Source organism: Photobacterium sp. Ph5 (assembly GCF_022129445.1).
Classification (GTDB): Bacteria; Pseudomonadota; Gammaproteobacteria; order Enterobacterales; family Vibrionaceae; genus Photobacterium.
This window is the reverse complement of record NZ_JADQAQ010000019.1, coordinates 1-19,903: the sequence shown is the minus strand read 5'-3', so window position 1 is coordinate 19,903 and position 19,903 is coordinate 1. Positions and strand designations below refer to the sequence as shown.

Below are 19,903 nucleotides of genomic sequence, written 5' to 3'. Positions count from 1 at the left end.
ATATGATAGGTGCTCGAAATATTCATAATTGGTTATGGCGATGGCATATTATTGCAGGAATAATATCGCTACCTTTTATTTTTTTATTATCAGTCACTGGGGCTGTCTATTTATTTAAAACAGATTATGAGCAGCAAGCATATAAAAATGTGACGAATGTTGACTCAAGTTCTTCTTCTTCTCTTTCTTATCAACAACAATATTTAGCAGCAAAACAGGCTGCAATAGAGAATAACGTACCCATACCTACTAAAATGGTACTACCAGAGCAGATGAATACTGCAACAAAATTTATTGCGGGGCGATTTTCATCTGAAAGTTATATTTATGTTGATCGATATACTGGTGAAGTCACTGGGCTTTTTGCTCGAAAAGATACCTTAATGCAAAAAGTACGTAAGTTTCACGGAGAATTATTGTTAGGAAAAAGCGGAAGTTGGATTACAGAATTAATTGCCAGTTGGTTAGTCGTATTGATTATAACTGGGCTGTATTTATTCTTTCCTCGCTCGATTTCAGGTATTAAGTCGTTATTTATTGTCAGAGTAAAACAAGGAAAACGTATATTTTATCGTGATCTTCATACAGTAAGTGGATTTTGGCTTTCAATGGCATTGTTAGTTGTCTTAGCGGGAGGATTGCCATGGACAGAGTTGTTCGGCAGTAATTATAAGCTGTTACGAGATACAACAGAGACGGGGTATCCAAAAGGATTTAACGGTAAAGGACTTAAATCAAGTGAACAACAAGGCGCTAATTCTCAGGCGCTTGATGATATTGTATTACTAGCACAACACAAACAATTAGCAGGAACTGTAACAATATCTATACCTACAAAATCCAGCGGTATATTCAGTATTAGTAATAGAGCAAAAGATCTATATCAACAAAAAAAGATTCATGTTGATCAATATAATGGTAAGACAATTGCTGAATATTCGTGGGATGAGGTGGGGATTCTTAGTCATGGTCGGCAAATTGTGATGCGTATTCACCAAGGTGAATTATTTGGTCAAGCCAATTGGTTCTTTATGTTTGGCATTAGTGTGATGACTGCAATATTAAGCCTGAGTGCTTTAGTATCATATTGTTTACGTAAACCTAAAAAGAGTTTAGGTTTACCGACGGTGGCACAAGATAAGAAAATAGGACCTTTATTATGGGGAACAATGGCAATGTTTGCCATAGTATTACCCATGTTTGGCATAAGTTTACTGCTGATTTTAATTTTATCTTTACTTACAACAGTCATGAAAAGAACACTAAAATCTATATCCATCACTTCTTAGTATCAAAGGCCTCGAAATTATCGAGGCTTTCTTTTGATGTACTATTTGTGGTTTGAAAAATTGTCGCCTTTAGCTAAACGATCATAAAGAATCACATTAACGGCAGCGGCAAGGTTCATTGAACCATTCGTTGGTACATAAATTGTTTCACGACAAAAATCAGTAATTTCTTTTTTTAGGGTACCGTCTTCAGGACCAAAGATATAAAAAGCACGTTTTGGATGTTTATAGTCAGGTAATGCTTTTGCACCTTCGATTAAATCAACAGCAACGGGTACACAGCCGATAGGAATGATTTTCTTTAAGTCTTCAACACCTATTAGTGGTATATCAAGTGATGCTTTTTTAGTATCAGTACAAAACTGTGCGGCATGATCATAACGTGTTCCCGTATAAAACACTGAGTTAACGCCATAACAGCCAGCTGCGCGCATAACAGATCCAACATTCTCAGGTGTTTTGGGATTAAATAGGCCAATACAAGAATAGCCTTGGCTTTTTTTGCTCATACTTCTATCTACTTTTAATTACAGATAAATAAATGTTTAACAGGTGTCAGTTAGACATTTATTTGAAGCTAAAAACAAAGCAGGTACGAATACCTGCTTTTTTGTTTGCTACTACTTACCACAGCACTTTTTGTATTTTTTACCGCTATCGCACGAACATGGGTCATTACGGTTTGGCGTTTTTTCAAAAACAGTGGTTTTTGGTTTATTTAAAATACCTTCAAGTTCAGCAATATTTTCTGCAATGTCTGCGTTGATAGTGATATTTGCAAACAGGTGGTTGTCATTAACTAGCTGTTGTATTTCTTGTTGACGCTCTTCACTGTTCACAATCAATGTGAGTGGGTTGGTTTCCGTGCCAGGTTTAGTTTCGCGTTTCGTGTTGTAACCAAAACTTTCGTACTTTGGTTTCTTTTCGATACGACCTTTATAGAAGAATTTAGACATGGGATAACCTATTTACCATGAATTAACCCAAACCATAATAGTGGGTTAATTGTTACGAATAAAAAACCACCGCGAGGGTGGTTGAAATTGCGGGCATAATAACCGCCATTAGTGAGCTTATCAATAGTTACCCATGTGCGTTCTAAGGGATTTTTAAATGATCAGTGATAGATAAACCATGATTCGGAATGTGAATTGGTGAACGTTTAAACGTTTGCGTCAGTCTGAGTATCTTTTAGATTGACGATCGTTTCTAATAATGAGTAATTTAAAGAAAATTGATAGAAAAAACGGTAATCAAAGGCTTAGCCTATTAGCATAATAGAAAATTTCGACTGGTACTGATAACAAATGTTGTTAACATAAGCTTCAATAAATTTCAGTGTCAGTGATTTTATCGTTGTTTCGTCAGCGAGTTATGCATCGGGTTGATGTTAATGGTCATTACACTTTTTAACAAAAATAATAAGGTATAACGAAATTTTTTTATTTTTTTCATATTTATTCGTAACGAATGAAAAAAATACGGCATAATAAGGCCCCGTTATACCAAGCAATTGATTGCTGCCGCAGGTCTGAAGATCTGAAATTAATGGGAAAATGATATGGTTCAACCAGAAAATAACTCAATTGTAATTTTTGGTGCGTCAGGTGATTTGACACACCGAAAGTTAATACCTGCGTTTTATCACCTTTATGCTAATGGTTTATTACCTGAAGATTTTGCAATTTTAGGGGTAAGTCGTACATCATATAGCGATCAAGAATTTCGTGATAAGTTAAAGCAATCTTTGACAGAAAATGAAAAAATCGATGAAGAAACATTGGTTAACTTTTGTCAGCATCTATACTACCAAGCGTTAAATACGTCTGATAAAGATGAATATGCAGTACTGAAAGAACGCTTAGAGACATTTAAAGAAACGCATAATACTCAAGGTAATGCTGTTTTCTACCTCGCGACACCACCAAGCCTTTACGGCGTGATCCCAGAATGCCTAGCTGCACATGGCTTGAATGATGAAACAGACGGTTGGAAAAACCTGATTGTTGAAAAACCATTTGGTTATGATCTAGCGTCAGCGATCTCACTAGACAAGCAAATTCATGCTTGTTTCCAAGAGCATCAAATTTACCGTATCGATCACTACCTTGGTAAAGAAACGGTACAAAACCTTCTGGTATTCCGTTTTGCAAACGGTATGTTTGAACCGCTTTGGAATCGTAACTTTATTGATTACGTTGAAATCACTGCATCTGAATCATTAGGTGTAGAAGATCGTGGCGGCTACTATGATGGTGCAGGTGCTGTTCGTGATATGTTCCAAAACCATTTGCTACAGGTATTAGCTATGGTCGGTATGGAATCACCTGCTGCTATCAATGCTGACTCAATTCGTGATGAAGTGGTTAAAGTGATGCAAAGCTTTAAACCATTATCAGAAGATGATCTTAAAAATAACTTAGTGTTAGGTCAGTACACGGAGTCAGATGCTCGTGGTAAGCATTTCTTAGGTTATCGTCAAGAGCCAGGCGTAGCGGAAGACTCACGTACTGAGACTTATGTTGGTATGAAGATGTTTATCCAAAACTGGCGTTGGAATGGGGTGCCATTCTATGTACGTACAGGTAAACGACTACCAACACGTGTGACAGAAGTAGTTATCCACTTTAAGAAAACACCGCATCCAGTCTTTGGTGAAAATGCACCTGAGAACAAGCTGATTATCCGTATTCAGCCTGATGAAGGTATTCTAATGAGCTTCGGTCTTAAAAAACCGGGGGCGGGTTTCGAATCTCAAGAAGTATCAATGGACTTCCATTACGATAAACTTGAAGAAACCAACATGCTAACGGCTTACGAACGCTTACTTCTTGATTGTATGAAGCAAGATGCAACCTTGTTTGCACGTACTGATGCTGTTCGCGCTTGTTGGAAATTCGTTCAACCAATTCTTGAATACAAAGAAAACCCAGAACACTTATTTGGTTATGCCGCAGGTACGTGGGGACCAAAACAAGCTGATGACTTACTTGCATCAAGTAATCGTGAGTGGCGTTTTCCTTGTAAGAACTTAGCAAACACTGACTATTGTGAGCTATAAGCATGATTAATTATCGCATATTTGAAACACCGCAGGATGTTGTCGTTTCATTAGCTGACACCATGATGGTAATGAGTAAACAGGCGAAGCCTGTACATATATCGCTGTCTGGTGGTAGTACACCGAAATTGTTGTTTAAAACATTAGCGCAAGCACCTTATGCAAAAGGCGTTAATTGGAGCAACTTACATTTTTGGTGGGGCGATGAGCGTTGTGTCGAGCCAACCGATCCGGAAAGTAATTTCGGTGAAGCAAATGAGCTATTGTTCCAGCAAATTGATATTCCAGTCGGTAATATTCATCGTATCAAGGGTGAAGATGATCCAACGGTAGAAGTGGTTCGATTTGCAGCGGAAATGGATGCAAAGATCCCACATAAAAATGGGATGCCTGCATTTGATTGGATTTTATTAGGTATGGGAACCGATGGACATACTGCATCATTGTTCCCTAATCAAACAGACTTTGACGATCCTGAGCTATCTGTGATTGCAACTCATCCAGATAGTGGTCAAAAACGCATTTCAAAAACAGCGCGCTTACTTGAAAATGCGGATCGTATTACCTACCTGGTGTTAGGTGAGAGTAAAGCTGAAGTATTGCAAGAAATTAATAATACGTCTGCAGAAGCTCTAGCTTATCCTGCAGCGAAAATTAAAGCCGTAAATGGCAAAACAGAATGGTTTTTAGATTCAGCAGCGGCAAAACTGCTGGCGCAAGGAGAATAATATGAAAGGCGATATCGGTGTAATTGGCTTGGCAGTAATGGGCCAAAACCTGATCCTAAACATGAATGACCACGGCTTTAAAGTTGTTGCTTACAACCGTACTGTAGCAAAAGTGGAAGAATTCCTTGAAGGCCCAGCAAAAGGCACAAACATCATTGGCGCTACTTCTCTAGAAGATCTAGTGGCTAAGCTAGAAACGCCACGTAAAGTGATGCTAATGGTACGTGCTGGTGACGTTGTTGATGCATTTATTGATCAGCTAGTTCCATTGCTAGATAAAGGCGACATCATCATTGATGGTGGTAACTCAAACTACCCAGATACTAACCGTCGTGTTGCTGAACTAGAGAAGAAAGGCATCTTATACGTAGGTTCTGGTGTGTCTGGTGGTGAAGAAGGTGCACGTTTCGGACCTTCAATCATGCCTGGTGGTTCAGAAGCTGCATGGCCTGCAATTAAGCCAATCTTCCAAGCGATCTCTGCAAAAACAGATGCTGGTGAAGCATGTTGTGATTGGGTTGGTAAAGATGGTGCGGGTCACTTCGTTAAGATGGTACACAACGGTATCGAATATGGTGATATGCAGCTTATCAGCGAAGCATACCATTTCATGAAGTCTGGTCTGGATCTATCTCACGATGAGATGCAAGCGATCTTCCAAGAGTGGAATAAAACTGAGCTAGACAGCTACCTAGTTGAAATTACATCTGAAATTCTTGGTTACAAAGATGAAGATGGTCAACCGCTTGTTGAGAAGATCCTAGACACGGCTGGTCAAAAAGGTACAGGTAAGTGGACAGGTATTAACGCACTTGATTTAGGTATTCCACTAACACTGATTACTGAAGCTGTATTCGCACGCTGTGTATCTTCAATGAAAGAGCAACGTGTTGAAGCTGAAAGCTTATTTGGTAAGACAATCGCTAAGATTGATGGCGATAAGAAAGAGTGGGTTGATGCACTACGTCAAGCACTGCTAGCATCTAAGATCATTTCTTATGCTCAAGGTTTCATGTTGATCCGTGAAGCATCTGAAGAATTTAACTGGGATCTAAACTACGGTAACGTAGCTCTAATGTGGCGTGGCGGTTGTATCATCCGTAGTGCCTTCCTAGGTAATATCCGTGATGCGTACGAAGTGAATCCTGAAATTCAATTCCTAGGCTCTGATCCGTATTTCAAAGATATTCTAGTAAACAGCATGCCAGCATGGCGTAAAGTTGCAGCGAAAGCGATGGAGATTGGTTTACCAATGCCAACAATGACGTCTGCGCTAACATTCTTAGATGGCTACACAACAGCAAGCCTACCTGCAAATATGATCCAAGCACAACGTGACTACTTCGGTGCTCACACTTACGAGCGTATCGATCAGCCTCGTGGTCAGTTCTTCCATACTAACTGGACTGGAACTGGCGGTAATACTGCTTCTACTACTTACGACGTTTAATTTCTAAACACAGTAAGCATACTAAGCCACCGTTTGCGGTGGCTTTTTTATTTCTTGTTAACGGTAAATGTGGTTTAGTTGTTGTGATTTATAATAGAAGGGCGAAGTGAAACTAATTAAATGGTTAGCGTTATGTGTCGCAGTTACTTTCCAAGTGCAAGCAAAGCCAGTTCCAGTGATTCCAACAAAGATTGATTTTGTATCAACTCAGTGGCTAGAACATCGTGGAACATTTCGAGTTGTGGTGTTTAATTCTGAAGATAATCCGTGTTTTATCGTAGAGAATTATCAGCAAGGAATGAGTGAAGGCTTAACATCAACACGTTCAATTTGTCGTGTGGTATTGCCTGATCAAACAGTCGTTAATGTGTTAGATGATCCTATTGGCGGTATGTGGTTTGAACATTTTCGTTGGGGGGAGGGGGCGCTTAACTTCAATTTGAATACAGAGAGCGCAGAATATAGTTGTTCTCTCGATCTCACGAAAGAAAAAAAACTATTAGCCCAGTGTTATTTACCCCAAAAGCAGATGAAAACTGAATAATAGCAGGGAAGTCTATTTAGCATTAGGATAGAAAAAAGCCCTAACAGTGTTTGATGTTAGGGCTTAATATTATTCAGTAGTTAATTGTTATTAGCTTACTTCAATTGGACCGCCGAAGGCGGTTACCGGTGGTAGTTCACCTTTAAACTTCTCGAAGTTCACAATACAGGTTTGTGCGCTTGTTGCTTGCGCTAACTCTGATGTTGGAATATCAATTGTCAGTGTATTCGGATCGCCATAGGTATCAATCGCCCCAATTTTTTCGTTAAGAGGGCCATACCATGCACCTTCTTCGATACGAACGATACCGCGAGGGTAACTGTCAGTCAGTACTGCACCCGCTAATAGCTGTCCACGGTCGTTAAATACACGTACGACATCACCATCTTTAACGCCTTTTTCAGCCGCATCTTGAGGGTTAATGTAAATAGGTTCACGGCCTTGTACGGTATAAGTGGCACGGAACTCTTCTGATTCACACATTTGTGAGTGCAAACGCTTGTCAGGGTGACAAGATTGCAGCCAGAATGGATGTTTATCAGAGCCAGGGCCACCGTGAGAACGTTCTGTTTTTTCAAACCACATTGGGTGTTCCTGACAGTGTTCGTATTTGTAACGGCCAATCTTACGACTTGTGATTTCAATAAAGCCTGATGGTGTGCCTAAGGCATTGATTTCAGGATCTTGACGGAAATCAGCGTGACGTACCCAAGGTTTACCTGTACCAAAGTCTAAGAAACCTTGTTGCCAGAACACATCAAACTCAGGCATATCAAACTTGCCTTTGTTCGCTTTACGACAATCGTTATAAAGCATGCTAACCCATTGCATTTCATCCATACCACGGGTGTATTCGTTGTTCTTACCAAACCGACGTGTCAATTCTGTAAAGATTTCAAAGTCAGTTTTAGATTGGTAAAGCGGGTCAACCAGTTTATGCATGGCCAGTAAACCACGACCACTGTATGAACCCATAACATCAATATCATTTCGTTCAAACTGGGTACATGCTGGCAGTACAATATCTGAGAAACGACAGGTTGCAGTCCAAGCAAAATCAATCGTTACAACAGTTTGTAGCTTTTGGAACGCTTTTTTCATGCGGTTACGATCTTGGTGGTGATGCCAAGGGTTGTTACCACTGATCACCATCATTTTGTAATCAGGAAGAATAACTTTTGAACCGTTGTACTTAATCTCTTTACCCGGCTCTAAAATACAGTCAACAAAACGTGCAACAGGGATAGTGCGGCTGTAACCGTTAAAATCATTGTTATCCCACTTTGGCTTTTGACCTTCATCGACGTTACGAGGGAAGCCGCCTGGTGCTGCAAAACCTGTTGAAGGTACACCGATACCAGAGTAGTGGTGACCATACGAAATACCACCACCAGGTAGACCAATTTGACCAACCATAGCGGCAATAACCGCACCCATCCAGTATGGTTGCTCACCGTGCTCTTGACGTTGAATACACCAACCAAACAGAATTTGAGTACGCTCTTTAACCAGCATACGGGCAAAGTCTTTAATTTGATCGGCGGGAACACCACAGATCTCAGCAGCCCACTCAGGCGTTTTCTCAACTTTGTCTTTGGTTTCGCCTTTTACGTAACCAATAAACTCATCGAAACCAAGGCAGTACATCTTGATGAACTCTTTATCGTAAAGGTTCTCGTTGTACAGGGTATGCGCCACACCTAACATAAATGCCACATCGGTTTGTGGATTAATGTATAGGTGTTTGTTATTTAGATAACGTTGAGTCTTGTTCTTTACCGGATCGACAGAGATCACATTGATCTCACCGTTATCGACTTTCTCTTTCAGTTTAGCTAGGTATGGGAAAGATTCGTGGGTTTCACAGTTCCAACCTACCTGTAGGTTTTTCACCGGATCGTTTGCCCATAGCACCACATTTTTACTGTGATCAAGGATCTCAGACCAAGAAGTACCTTGTGCGTAAACTTCTGTTGAGCCAAGTACGTATGGCATGATGGTTTGGCCAGCACCTGTTGAGTAGTCGCCTACTTTAGTGATGTAGTTACCATGCATACCCACAGCACGTTGCATGTGGCTAGTACAACTATGGAATTGACCTGTTTGACGCCAGCCCGTTTGACCTGCATGCAATGCCCATGGACCGTAATCTTTTTGAATACGTTCAAGTTCACGATAGAACAAATCTAACGCTTCATCCCATGTAACACGGATGAAACGGTTATTACCGCGAGTTTCACCACTAAATTTGTGTTTCTTCAGCCAATCTAAACGCACCATAGGGTAGCGTACACGAGATGGATTGTAGATTACGCCCTTAATGCCTTTTAGCATCTCGGTTGGGTTTTTATCTATTTCAATTGCTTCGATTTCTTGTACTTTACCGGCATAGATGTGGGCGCGGAATGCGCCCCAGTGTGAGCCGGAGTAACGCCATGTACCTTGACCAATTTGATCGTCTGCAAACACTTTTGATGATGCGAGTAGGCTAGGACCGATAACAGAAGCAGCACTTGTTGTTGCAAGGCCTTTAAGAAAACTTCTTCTTGATACAGACATATTTATTTTAACTCCATCAATACTTAGTGTTGTGCGTCAGAAAAATCAGAAGAGTGCTTCTGAAGGTATTTACGCACTACGGCTTCACTATCACGGTCAAAGTTAACGAACGCTAACATACCGTTAAACATTCCAGGCCAAGTATTGGCATCGAAGTGACTTTCAGCTGGTTGTGTGTGGCATACTGAACAGTTAGTGGTGTAAGCAGATTTTGCTTTTTCCCAAACAGGAGTAATGTCGTTTACTAGTGAATCTTTAGGCATCCATACTTTCGCTGTTACACGCTGCCAAGGTAGACCTGTTAGGTCATCTACTTTCTCTTCGTATTTATCAACAACCTTGTCGTTTTGCGCAGATTCTTTTAGGAGCGACGCAACAGGGATATTCATACCGAAGTCTTCTTGAATAACTCGGCCATAGCCCTTGTCTTTACGCCAACCTGCAATTTCAACTTCAACTGCGTTGTCAGTTTCATCGATAACTTTTACGCCAGAAGCAGGGTTTAATAGGCCAGCTTCTACCTTCATGTCTTTGTCTTCATAAACAGGAAGGAAACGCACGCTATACACTTCTTCGCCTTTGTTGTACTTAGTATCGTGAGATAACTGTACTAACTCTGAAATCATGCCACCACTGGTATCCATATTTTTAGGTAGGTGGTGAGCAATGCCTTTATGACAGTCCACACAGCTTTGATCACGCTCTGCCGCATTCTTCATTTGAACACGCGCAACAGGAGACATCTTAGTAAAGTCCATACCTTTGTAGTCATGACAGTCTCGACATTCCTGAGAGCCATTCGCTTTAAAGCGTTCCCATTCGTGTTGAGCCAAAACAATACGGCGGTCTTCAAATTTTTCAGGGGTATCAATGAAGCCAGCGACGTGAGCGAAGACTTCTTTACTTGCTTGAATTTTACGCGCGATTTTATCTGTCCAGTCGTGCGGAACATGACAGTCAGGACAAGTTGCACGAACACCAGAACGGTTTTTGTCATGAATAGTGTTTGCGTATTCAGGTGCAACGTTTTCAGCGTGACAGCCAACACAGAACTCTTCGGTATTGGTTGCTTCTAGTGCAGTATTAAAACCACCCCAGAAAATAACGCCAGCAATAAAGCCGCCAAGGGTTAATACACCTAGGCTAATATGAACGCTTGGACGTGATAGAGTCTGCCAAGCTTTAAGCAAAAATGATTTCATTATAGATTCTCTTATATGATGCTAACGGTGATTAATTAGGGATTAACCGCCATGTCCTGGTGGACCAAATACGAAGAGTTGAAGCATCCAAACGGTAAAGCCGTAGCCTCCGACAAAGATGACGCTGAGAATTGGAAATAAAAAGACGACGATAAAAATGAACATCTTCCATTCTCGGCTACGAGTTTGCTTGGTTTCTTGATCAGTCGCACTGCTCATACAACCTCCTAATTTGTAAAAATGAGTAGTTATAAATATTTTTATTAAATCTATTTATATTGCGATCATAAAGTAACCACTACATACAATTCAATTAATACTTTAGGGTTATGCTTATGTTTTATAGGATTTTTTGATTTTAAACGCATACATTAATAGCAAAAAATATAAAAAATAAAAATATTAAGAAATATGAAGAGATGTGTGCAAGGTGAAAGGGTCGTAAGAGTTGTTTAGTTGTGTTAATTGTTCCATTTGTATCGTAATTGTTATGAAAGGAGCTAAAGTTCGTATCGGTTAATACAATGGAATAAGACTAGTAATAAATATAAAAATAGCAAATTTATTTCAAATTAACGTAAATATGAACAATATTAATAGCTGATAGCGACGAAAAAACAGGCATATATGAATGCCTGTTTTTATGTAAGAGAAAAGATTTTGAAGTGATTAGTCGATCAATTGATATTGATTGTGCAAAATCTCAATGATTTCAGCTTTCGGATTTTGACTTAGTTTGATTGGCTCACCGGTGATTTTTTCAGCGATCCCTGTATAAACGTTAGAGATCTGCATCAGTACGTCTTGTGGTAACTCGTTATCACGTGCAAGGGCGAATCGCTCTTCCATACGATCTTTATTTAATAAGATATCAGGTTCAGGAAAGGTACTAAGCAGCACTTGGCGGAAATCTTCTTTGGAGTTTTCGATAATTTGACCGTCACGGTAAGCTGCGCCATCCCAAATACGTGATGAATCAGGTGTGCCTACTTCATCCATGTAAATAAGTTTTTCGTTACCACTGGCATCTGTCACATAGCCAAATTCAAATTTAGTATCAACAAAGATTTGATCAATATTTGCAAGTGCATCACTGATAACATTAAACCCTTCTGCTAATAACTTTTCATACTGGGTAATGTCATCAGTATTACGGAAGTTAAATGCACCGTAGTTATTTATCAAATCGTCACGGGTGACATTCACATCATCCGCTTCAGGCACGTTCGGGATACCTTTTAAAATACCTTTAGTTGATGGTGTCATGAGTAGTTCTGGGAGCTTTTGGTCTTTCTCTAGACCTTCCGGTAGTTCAATACCACAGAAGTTACGCTCACCTTTGCTGTATGCTCGCCACATTGAACCTGTAATGTATTGACGACAAATTGCTTCAACCATAACGGGCTTTGCTTTTTGTACAATCCAAACAAAAGGGTGGGGGATATCAAGAATATGACTATCAGCTAACCCATTATCTTTAAATAATTGAAACCAGTGATTAGATATTGCATTTAGCGCGGCGCCTTTTCCAGGTACGCCTTTAAGATCCCCTTCACCATGCCAGATGCAGTCAAAAGCAGAAATACGGTCGCTGATAACCATAATCGCGAGTGGTGCGTCTGGCTGAACGTTATAGCCTTTTTCTTTAATCAAACGTTGACTGTCAGCTTCTGTAAGCCAGTAAACAGAGCGTACCTTACCGCTATGAACGGGTTTGTCAGTACGGATTGGGAGATCATCATTAACAGCTAAAACTTGATCGGCAAGGCTCATCGTGAAAGTCCTATTCAAATGATTACGCAGAAATGCAGAAGGATAGCGATATAAGTGAAATCAGGAGGCTATCTATCATCGTAATCGCATAATACAAGGTTAAGGTGGTGACTACCAGTAAAAAAGCAAACGTTTGCCTTGAGGCGTAAGTAAAAGAAAAGGCGATAGACACTGAGATGTTTATCGCCTTCGTTGTACTTAAAATAGCTTATGAATACTGCTTAATTTTTGTGGTGCTTGATGGATAAAGTGGTTTACCCACATTTGAATATCAGTCCAGTTAAACCACGTTGGACTAAATCTGAAGTGGTGCCAATTGGTTAAAATATGCAGTGTCTTGTAATAAGACGGTGCGGTGGTAAAAAGTAAAACAATTGCCGCTATTTGTGCCAAGCTAATGAGAGGGTTGCTAAAAGAGATGGGTTTTAACGCCGTTCCAAACGACTTTTTCAGACGTTGATTGGAAAGGTCAACACTGTAAATTTCATCCAATACTAAGTGGACTAAACCACCAAAGAGAACAAATCCGCCAGCTAGCCAGCTTGTTTCAGCTGTATGTCCAATTATTGAACTTACATGTACACAGCAAAGAGCAATAAGCACAACAAAGGCAATTGAATGGCAGCAACCACGGTGGACCGTACGACGTTCAAAAACCGCTTTTCCCATGTAGCGAATAGTAATAAAGAGTGCTGAGGTATAAAGCAGTAACTCAAGCATCGTTACTTGAGTATAAATATGACTAATTAAAATGAAACAGCAAAAACCAGCCAAGATATTGAACAAGGCTTTCATCGATGTTGAATGATCTGAATCTATGTCAGGTAATAGGCCACCAATGGTGCCAAGAAATGTCATCCAAATAGCCATCGATGGCGAAATATGATCAGCCGATAAGAAGGCGGTAGCAGTTAAACCACTAGCAATGGCTGCAACACTAAAATGAGTAGAAAAGTTTGCCAAGAAGAAAATTCCAACTGGGTTTATATACAGTTGTGTTTATCACTATATGGTCATAAATTTCAACCAATATCACAATTCTAGCACGTAGTTGATGTTTGATCGGATAAATAAACAACGAAGTGGAGTATTTATCTGTCTAGTGTGTTACGACGATGGAAGAGAGAATAAGAGATAAAAAAAGCCTTATTAAAGTCGGAGTGACTCAACTAAGGCTCTTTTAAGTAGGAGTTGAAAATTTATGCTGCGATAAATGCTGAGATAATACCGATCACACCACCAAAGACACCGCCCCACACAACTAACCAGCCTAAGTGTTCACTGATCATCTTTTGCACCATTTCTTTGACCATCTTAGGGGTTAATTCATTCAGACGTTGATCGATAATTTCTTCAATCGTATCTTCGATATCATTGAGTGATTCAGGTTTAGCTAGTTGATCTTTAAGTGCTGCTTTAAAGTCATCTTGTTGGCTGATTTCGTTAACAGAATCCTGCATTTTTTCAATGAAAGGTTCGCGTAATGGTTGGAGTGCTTCTACACCCCCCATCATGGTTAACATACCACCAAATTGTGAATTCATGATCACATCAAGTAACGAATCGTAAGCTGGCGCAAAATCAATTTTTTGGATCACAGGCTGCAAGTTTAAATTAGTTGAGCTTGTCATTTCTTTATTAAGGAAACGACTAATGTTTTCCTGAGTAAAAAATTGCTCCATCATTAGATTTTTAATGGCTGTTTTAAATTCTTCAAAACGAGCTGGAATAACGCCTGAGCCATAGAGTCCTGGTACCTTTTCAAATAGCATATGAATGGCAAGCCAGTTTGTTAATGCACCAGAGAATGCGAATAAGCCACAATAAAGGATGACTTGCTGGTTAGTAACATAGCCAATAGCTAGCAAGATAAGTGAAATAAGGTTTGTGAGTAAGCTTTTATTCATACGGGTTTATTCTCGGTGTGGAGCACACAGCTAATTTTAAAAGAGGTGAGCCAAGTCTTTGATGGCTTATAGAGGGCAGATTTTAACAACAGACTATGCGCAATGCCACAATTAGCAGATTGATAGGTAATGGTGAGCTATATGTTATGTTCAACTGCTGTATATATCACCAGCAATGAATGTAATCCTAATTAAGGAATTGTTATACTCGCGCATTCACTTATCTACTATCACGTGGTGTTGTCATGACAAGCTTTACAGCTGAACAAACGGCTTTTATTAATCACCTATCTGGTAATGCATTATGTGTTGCAGGGGCGGGGACGGGTAAAACCACCACTTTGGTAGGGTTAGTTGAGAAAAAATTAGCGACGATTGCACCACAAAATATGTTGGTATTGATGTTTAACCGTGATATTCGCACCGATTTTAAAGCTAAGTTAGAGCGAAATAGTCATGGGGTGAATGTTCCTGTGCATACATTTCACAGTTTTTGTTATCAATTATTACGTCAATCAGGCTATTTAGCTGAGACGGGTTATCAAATTGATTTCAATCATGGTGAAAGTGATAAAACCATCGCGAAACAAATTTTGCGGCAAATGGCAGCACAAGAGAAGTCATATCAAAAGCAACAAACATTCAAAGATCCGCGCACCATTGAATTACTGATGAGTTTTATTGGTTTGGTAAAAGCGCATATGTTGCCACCAAAGGAAGTATTTGAGCTGTCTGATATTAGTGATGAATATCATTTCATCATTGAAGCGTATTGGAACTTTGAAACTATTCGTAAAGAGCGAAAACAACTATTTTTTGATGATTGGTTAGTTGAAACCGTTAATTTACTAACAAAGGATGAGGCGTTACGTGCTTATTATCATCAGCAAATCCAATTTATGGTCGTTGATGAATTTCAGGATATAAATACCGCACAATATCGCTTATTAAAGCTGTTACTCGGAGCGCAAGCTCAATTAGTTGCTGTCGGTGATGTCGATCAGTGCATTTATAAATGGCGTGGCAGCGCTCCCCAATTTATGTTGAACTTTGAACAAGATTTTACGCCTGCAACCACCTATAGCTTGTCACATACATTTCGTTTTGGTCATAGCTTAGCGTTAGCTGCGAGTCACTTGATTGCCAATAACAAGCAACGTTTCCACGATTTTCAAACGATCTCTCATCAGTCAGTTGCTGATACACCCATTGAAGTGATAGGAACTGCGCGCCAAGTAGGCGAGATCGCACAATCTATTGCTGAATATATCGAACAAGGTGGAACACCTTCTGATATTGCGATTTTAGTTCGTCGTTGGTCACAAACTATGTTGTTTGAATTAGCGTTTTTAACTAAAAATATTCCTTTTTATATGCCTGTTGGCTCGGTGTTATCAAATAGTCGTGAAGTGAAATTATTGCTTGATGTGATGCGATTTGCCACAGGACGCTACAATCAGTTTCAACCCCATGAGAAAGCGACATTAGTATTTAATATGATGTCTTTTCCACACTGCTATGTGCCAAATGCCAGTTTACGACCGTTATGTGATGAACTTGCTAATACGCCAATTGAGCAGTGGTTAGATATTGTAAAGAAAACGGAAAAGTTACAGCCAGCATTAAATCTTGATAAGTTTACATCACGAGTAGAATTATTAATCACGCTTCGCCGTAAAGGTAGCTTTAAAGCATTGGACGTTTATCGTCAGTATCGGCGTGACAGCGAGTTAGATAATTGGATTTGGAAAACAGAAGCGACCGCTTCAGAAATAGAAGAAACCGTAGAACGACTTGATAGTGTGGAAACAGTATTGGCTTCGATGGATCAAGATTGTGAAAAAGCACTACAGTATTTTGAGTATTATACGCAACGTTCTGATTCGTTACGCCAATCTGAATCCACCACAAGCAATGTGCAATTAACCACGATATTCAGAGCGAAAGGTTGTGAGTATAGCCAAGTACATTTACCGTATTGGGATAAAGATGCTTTTCCTTATGTTAATCGATCTTCTGTAGGCATTTCTGCTGATACTGAAGAAGAACGACGATTGGCGTATGTTGCGATAACACGTGCGAAACATAAAGCTAATATCTACTATTCAGTTGAGAACAGTAAAAAAGATAATTATGTTCGTAAAGATAAAAACGCGAGTCAGTTTATTCTTGAATCGAAGGCGACACTGGCACAAGACATTGGTCCTCAGCTTTATCTGGAAGGGGCGTTGCCATTTAATAAATCACCGATTGTTCAAGGGTATTACCAGCGCTTAGGGCGTATTGAACAGATGCAAGCAGCACCGGAACCTGTAGAGAGAGAACTGCCAGCAGCCGGTAAGAATGGACAGTTAAGCTACAGTTACTTGTGGGCAGTTGAACAACCATTACCTGATAATGCAGAAAAACTTGTTCGATCAATGGTGAAAACTAAAACAGCAAAATATTTAGAGACAGAGTTAAATAGAATATTACGAGAATTAAAAAAAGCAGATTTTACGAAGGAAAAAGTGTTGGTAAACCGACTTATCGTAATAGCTAAAGCAAAAGCAAGAAGATATAACTAAACAGATAAGTCATTTACAATCGTAATAGATGAAATGCTATTCATGGTTATGACCTGTCTTATGACCAGCATTTTGTGACATTGCAAAATCGAGACGATTTTTTAATGCTTGTTGTTTTTTTTCTTTTTTCTTTTTCTTCATTATAGATGCGAGTAATTGTCTAATCATAAAATTATCCCTATCTGTTTTTAACAACTGTATAACATTTTGGCGGTAATTGTTAGTTAGAGTTTTAAACAAAAATATTATTTATGTCATGGGACTATAAACGCTATTCTTAATAGAAAAATTAGTTATTAAAAACGTTTCTCATTATTGAGATTAACTTGATTTCAGTTATTTATCTCATTAAAAAGTTTTAATTAGTATATATGGCTGCATTTAGAGTTAATAAAGATAATCTCATTTTATATCATGAAATATGTAGTTATGTTTTTATTGGTACCGACAATTAAGTTATTATCTTAATTATCAATAATAAGAATTTTAATTTAATGATGTTTAAATGATGATTTTATAATGTCAAATCTATCATTAATCAACAAAGTAACGTTGCTCCCTATTATATCGAGCTTCACGCTGACCTAAATTTTGTTGAATAACAAATTCAAGACGAGACCGTAATCGTTGTGATTTATTTATTTGTCGTTTATGAAAAACGGTGTGAAGTAATTGTTTTAACATTCTAAACCTACTTATTTTTTATAGCTGTATAATAAAAACACTTTTGTCAGTTATGAAGATAACATCGTATTTAAACCGTCTTATACGATTTAAGACTCAATATATCGAACCGTTTCTGAACCTAAGTTGTATTAAACAACACAGGATAGAACTTCCTAATTCAATAGAGGATGTTAAGAATGGTAAATATAAAAGGGAGGATAACCTCAATAACACTTATGTTAATTAACCAGAGTTACCATGTCAAAATCGAAAAATGCATCATAATATTGTCTTATTATGATGCATTGTTATTTGTCTTTTAAGCTATTTATTTTGCCATTTATCAATAACAAGAGCGGCAATTAAGTCACCTTCGACATTAACAGCTGTTCTAAATGTATCTAATGGACGCTCTATCACTAATAAAATAGCTATGGCCTCTAAAGGAATACCGACAGCCAACATAACTAGCTGCATACCTGACATTGAGCCAGACGGCATACCAGGGGCACCAATGGAAGAGACCATTGCCATGATGAAAATCATAATCAAACCACCAGTTCCTAAATCAATACCGTAGAGTTGTGCTAGGAATATAGCTGCAACGCCTTCGAATAATGCTGTACCATCCATATTCATGATTGAACCTAGCGGTAAAACCATACTGCTGGTGGACTGTGAAATATTTAGTTCTTCTTCTGCTGTTTGCATAGAAAGAGGCAAGGTAGCAGAGCTCGATGATGTTGCAAAAGCCATTGCCATTGGCGCTGATAGTGCTTTAAATAAATCTTTAAACTTAATGCCTGTTACTACTTTTGCGATAATAGGTAAAACAAAACCGCCGTGAATAAAGGTTAAGATAAAAACCAATAATGCAAAACGAGCTAATTCACCAAAAATGGCATTGCCACTTTGTAGTGTAAACTGAAATACAATCGAAAATACGGCTAATGGTGCTAATTTAATGATCCATGAAACAACGCGATTGACTGCTATATTCAAGCCATTAATAACTTCAAACACAGGATGCTTTTCAGGCAGACTGGCTAATAGCGCAATACCTAATAACAATGAAAAAACAACAATAGCGAGTAAATTAGTTGTTGCAAGCGCCTGAAAAGGATTAACCAAAGCCATGTTAAATAATTTCTCAACAATCGCCCCACCAGATGCTGATGTGTGATCAATTAGCTGTATATGTTCGCCAACTTTAACAGTTGAAGTATCAATAAGTTGTGGCCATTTAGGTAAGGATAATGATGTACCTAGGGCTAAGCCAATGGCAAGTGTTGAGGTAAATGCATAGAAAGCGATGGTTTTAAAACCAAGTTCTTTTAGACGTAAGGTGGAGCCGATGCTGGTAATTCCGCGTAATAGCGAGAATAAAACAACGGCACCAACGAGCATTTTTAACAAACCAATATAGGTTGTTTTCGTCAACATCAGTAATTGAAATGTCGTGGAGCTTTCAAATCCTGCAGATAGTGGCAGTGTAGATGCTAATGTCCATGCTAATAGACCTGCTAGGAGTAATTGAAAAGGTAGTGATTTTAGTAATCTACGATGCATGAGAAACTCTTATACGTTCGTTGAGAAATTAAAAAATGGCGCAATAATAAAAATATAATACTTATAATAAAAAACGCTCTGTCACTGAATAAGTGCCAGAGCGTGGCAAATGCCAATTCTCAATTAACGATAAGCTGGTGTCTTAATAATCGACAGTAAGAATATGTTTAATAATAACTTTCGCTAAAAGAGGAAGTGCTATTCCATAGCATGGTATTGAACAAAGTTTGAGATATACACATCTCGCTTATCTTCGTAGCAGGCAGTTGCTACGAAGATAAGATATAGCAAATTACTTATCAAAGTGAATGATAGTACGGATGCTCTTACCTTCGTGAAGCAGGTCGAATGCTTCGTTGATCTTGTCTAGACCCATGTTGAATGAGATGAAGTCATCTAACTGGAATTCACCCGCCATGTAACGATCTACGATACCTGGAAGCTCTGAACGGCCTTTAACACCACCGAATGCAGAACCGCGCCATACACGACCAGTTACTAGTTGGAATGGACGAGTAGAGATCTCTTGACCAGCACCAGCAACACCAATGATTACTGATTCGCCCCAACCTTTGTGACAACACTCAA

The 19,903-nt window shown here is 39.0% G+C and carries 16 protein-coding genes and 1 pseudogene; 6 read left to right on the top strand and 11 right to left on the bottom strand.

Going from position 1 to position 19,903, the window contains the following annotated elements; translation table 11 throughout:
* Positions 1 to 2 precede the first annotated feature (2 nt).
* Positions 3 to 1,289 (top strand): PepSY domain-containing protein, encoded by a 1,287-nt coding sequence (locus I3259_RS09325; protein WP_238029369.1) that lies wholly within the window; start codon positions 3 to 5, stop codon positions 1,287 to 1,289.
* Between the two features lie 41 nt (positions 1,290 to 1,330).
* Here the strand turns inward: I3259_RS09325 and I3259_RS09320 are convergent, their stop codons facing one another.
* Positions 1,331 to 1,798 (bottom strand): RNA methyltransferase, encoded by a 468-nt coding sequence (locus I3259_RS09320; protein ID WP_005368466.1) that lies wholly within the window; start codon positions 1,796 to 1,798, stop codon positions 1,331 to 1,333.
* Positions 1,799 to 1,909: 111 nt separating this feature from the next.
* Positions 1,910 to 2,245, bottom strand: coding sequence for a PBPRA1643 family SWIM/SEC-C metal-binding motif protein (locus I3259_RS09315; RefSeq protein ID WP_238029368.1), 336 nt, complete (start codon positions 2,243 to 2,245; stop codon positions 1,910 to 1,912).
* A 605-nt stretch (positions 2,246 to 2,850) separates the two neighbouring features.
* Here I3259_RS09315 and zwf point away from each other — a divergent pair.
* The 4 genes from zwf to I3259_RS09295 all read left to right on the top strand — a co-directional run bounded on the left by zwf (position 2,851) and on the right by I3259_RS09295 (position 7,072).
* A complete protein-coding gene (gene zwf, locus I3259_RS09310) occupies positions 2,851 to 4,350 on the top strand; it encodes a glucose-6-phosphate dehydrogenase (protein WP_238029367.1) in 1,500 nt (499 codons plus the stop codon).
* Between the two features lie 2 nt (positions 4,351 to 4,352).
* Positions 4,353 to 5,078 carry a 6-phosphogluconolactonase gene (pgl, locus tag I3259_RS09305; protein ID WP_238029366.1) on the top strand — a complete coding sequence of 242 codons (726 nt, stop codon included), beginning with the start codon at positions 4,353 to 4,355 and terminating at the stop codon, positions 5,076 to 5,078.
* Position 5,079: 1 nt separating this feature from the next.
* Complete coding sequence (gene gnd / locus I3259_RS09300) at positions 5,080 to 6,528, top strand: decarboxylating NADP(+)-dependent phosphogluconate dehydrogenase (protein WP_238029365.1); 1,449 nt, start codon at positions 5,080 to 5,082, stop codon at positions 6,526 to 6,528.
* 106 nt (positions 6,529 to 6,634) lie between these two features.
* Positions 6,635 to 7,072 (top strand): hypothetical protein, encoded by a 438-nt coding sequence (locus I3259_RS09295; protein WP_238029364.1) that lies wholly within the window; start codon positions 6,635 to 6,637, stop codon positions 7,070 to 7,072.
* A gap of 90 nt (positions 7,073 to 7,162) precedes the next feature.
* Here the strand turns inward: I3259_RS09295 and torA are convergent, their stop codons facing one another.
* The 6 genes from torA to I3259_RS09265 form a co-directional block, all read right to left on the bottom strand.
* A complete protein-coding gene (gene torA, locus I3259_RS09290; RefSeq protein WP_238029363.1) occupies positions 7,163 to 9,631 on the bottom strand; it encodes a trimethylamine-N-oxide reductase TorA in 2,469 nt (822 codons plus the stop codon).
* A 23-nt stretch (positions 9,632 to 9,654) separates the two neighbouring features.
* Positions 9,655 to 10,833, bottom strand: a complete 1,179-nt coding sequence (gene torC / locus I3259_RS09285; RefSeq protein WP_238029362.1) for a pentaheme c-type cytochrome TorC — start codon at positions 10,831 to 10,833, stop codon at positions 9,655 to 9,657.
* A gap of 42 nt (positions 10,834 to 10,875) precedes the next feature.
* Entirely contained in the window at positions 10,876 to 11,052 is a 177-nt protein-coding gene (gene torE / locus I3259_RS09280) for a trimethylamine N-oxide reductase system protein TorE (protein WP_045153582.1), read from the bottom strand.
* 450 nt (positions 11,053 to 11,502) lie between these two features.
* Positions 11,503 to 12,606, bottom strand: coding sequence for a phosphoribosylaminoimidazolesuccinocarboxamide synthase (locus tag I3259_RS09275; RefSeq protein WP_238029361.1), 1,104 nt, complete (start codon positions 12,604 to 12,606; stop codon positions 11,503 to 11,505).
* Positions 12,607 to 12,804: 198 nt separating this feature from the next.
* Positions 12,805 to 13,569 (bottom strand): metal-dependent hydrolase, encoded by a 765-nt coding sequence (locus tag I3259_RS09270; RefSeq protein ID WP_238029360.1) that lies wholly within the window; start codon positions 13,567 to 13,569, stop codon positions 12,805 to 12,807.
* Positions 13,570 to 13,805: 236 nt separating this feature from the next.
* Complete coding sequence (locus tag I3259_RS09265) at positions 13,806 to 14,513, bottom strand: DUF445 domain-containing protein (protein WP_238029359.1); 708 nt, start codon at positions 14,511 to 14,513, stop codon at positions 13,806 to 13,808.
* Positions 14,514 to 14,758: 245 nt separating this feature from the next.
* On the opposite strand from I3259_RS09265, the gene I3259_RS09260 reads away from it, so the two are divergent.
* Complete coding sequence (locus I3259_RS09260) at positions 14,759 to 17,080, top strand: ATP-dependent helicase (protein ID WP_238029358.1); 2,322 nt, start codon at positions 14,759 to 14,761, stop codon at positions 17,078 to 17,080.
* Between the two features lie 36 nt (positions 17,081 to 17,116).
* On the opposite strand, the gene I3259_RS20225 is transcribed toward I3259_RS09260, so the two are convergent.
* From I3259_RS20225 to I3259_RS09250, 3 genes and pseudogenes are all read right to left on the bottom strand, one after another.
* Complete coding sequence (locus I3259_RS20225) at positions 17,117 to 17,248, bottom strand: hypothetical protein (protein ID WP_255721151.1); 132 nt, start codon at positions 17,246 to 17,248, stop codon at positions 17,117 to 17,119.
* Between the two features lie 822 nt (positions 17,249 to 18,070).
* Positions 18,071 to 19,315 (bottom strand): dicarboxylate/amino acid:cation symporter, encoded by a 1,245-nt coding sequence (locus tag I3259_RS09255; RefSeq protein WP_238029357.1) that lies wholly within the window; start codon positions 19,313 to 19,315, stop codon positions 18,071 to 18,073.
* 292 nt (positions 19,316 to 19,607) lie between these two features.
* Positions 19,608 to 19,903, bottom strand: a pseudogene (locus tag I3259_RS09250) (S-(hydroxymethyl)glutathione dehydrogenase); the annotation flags it as partial.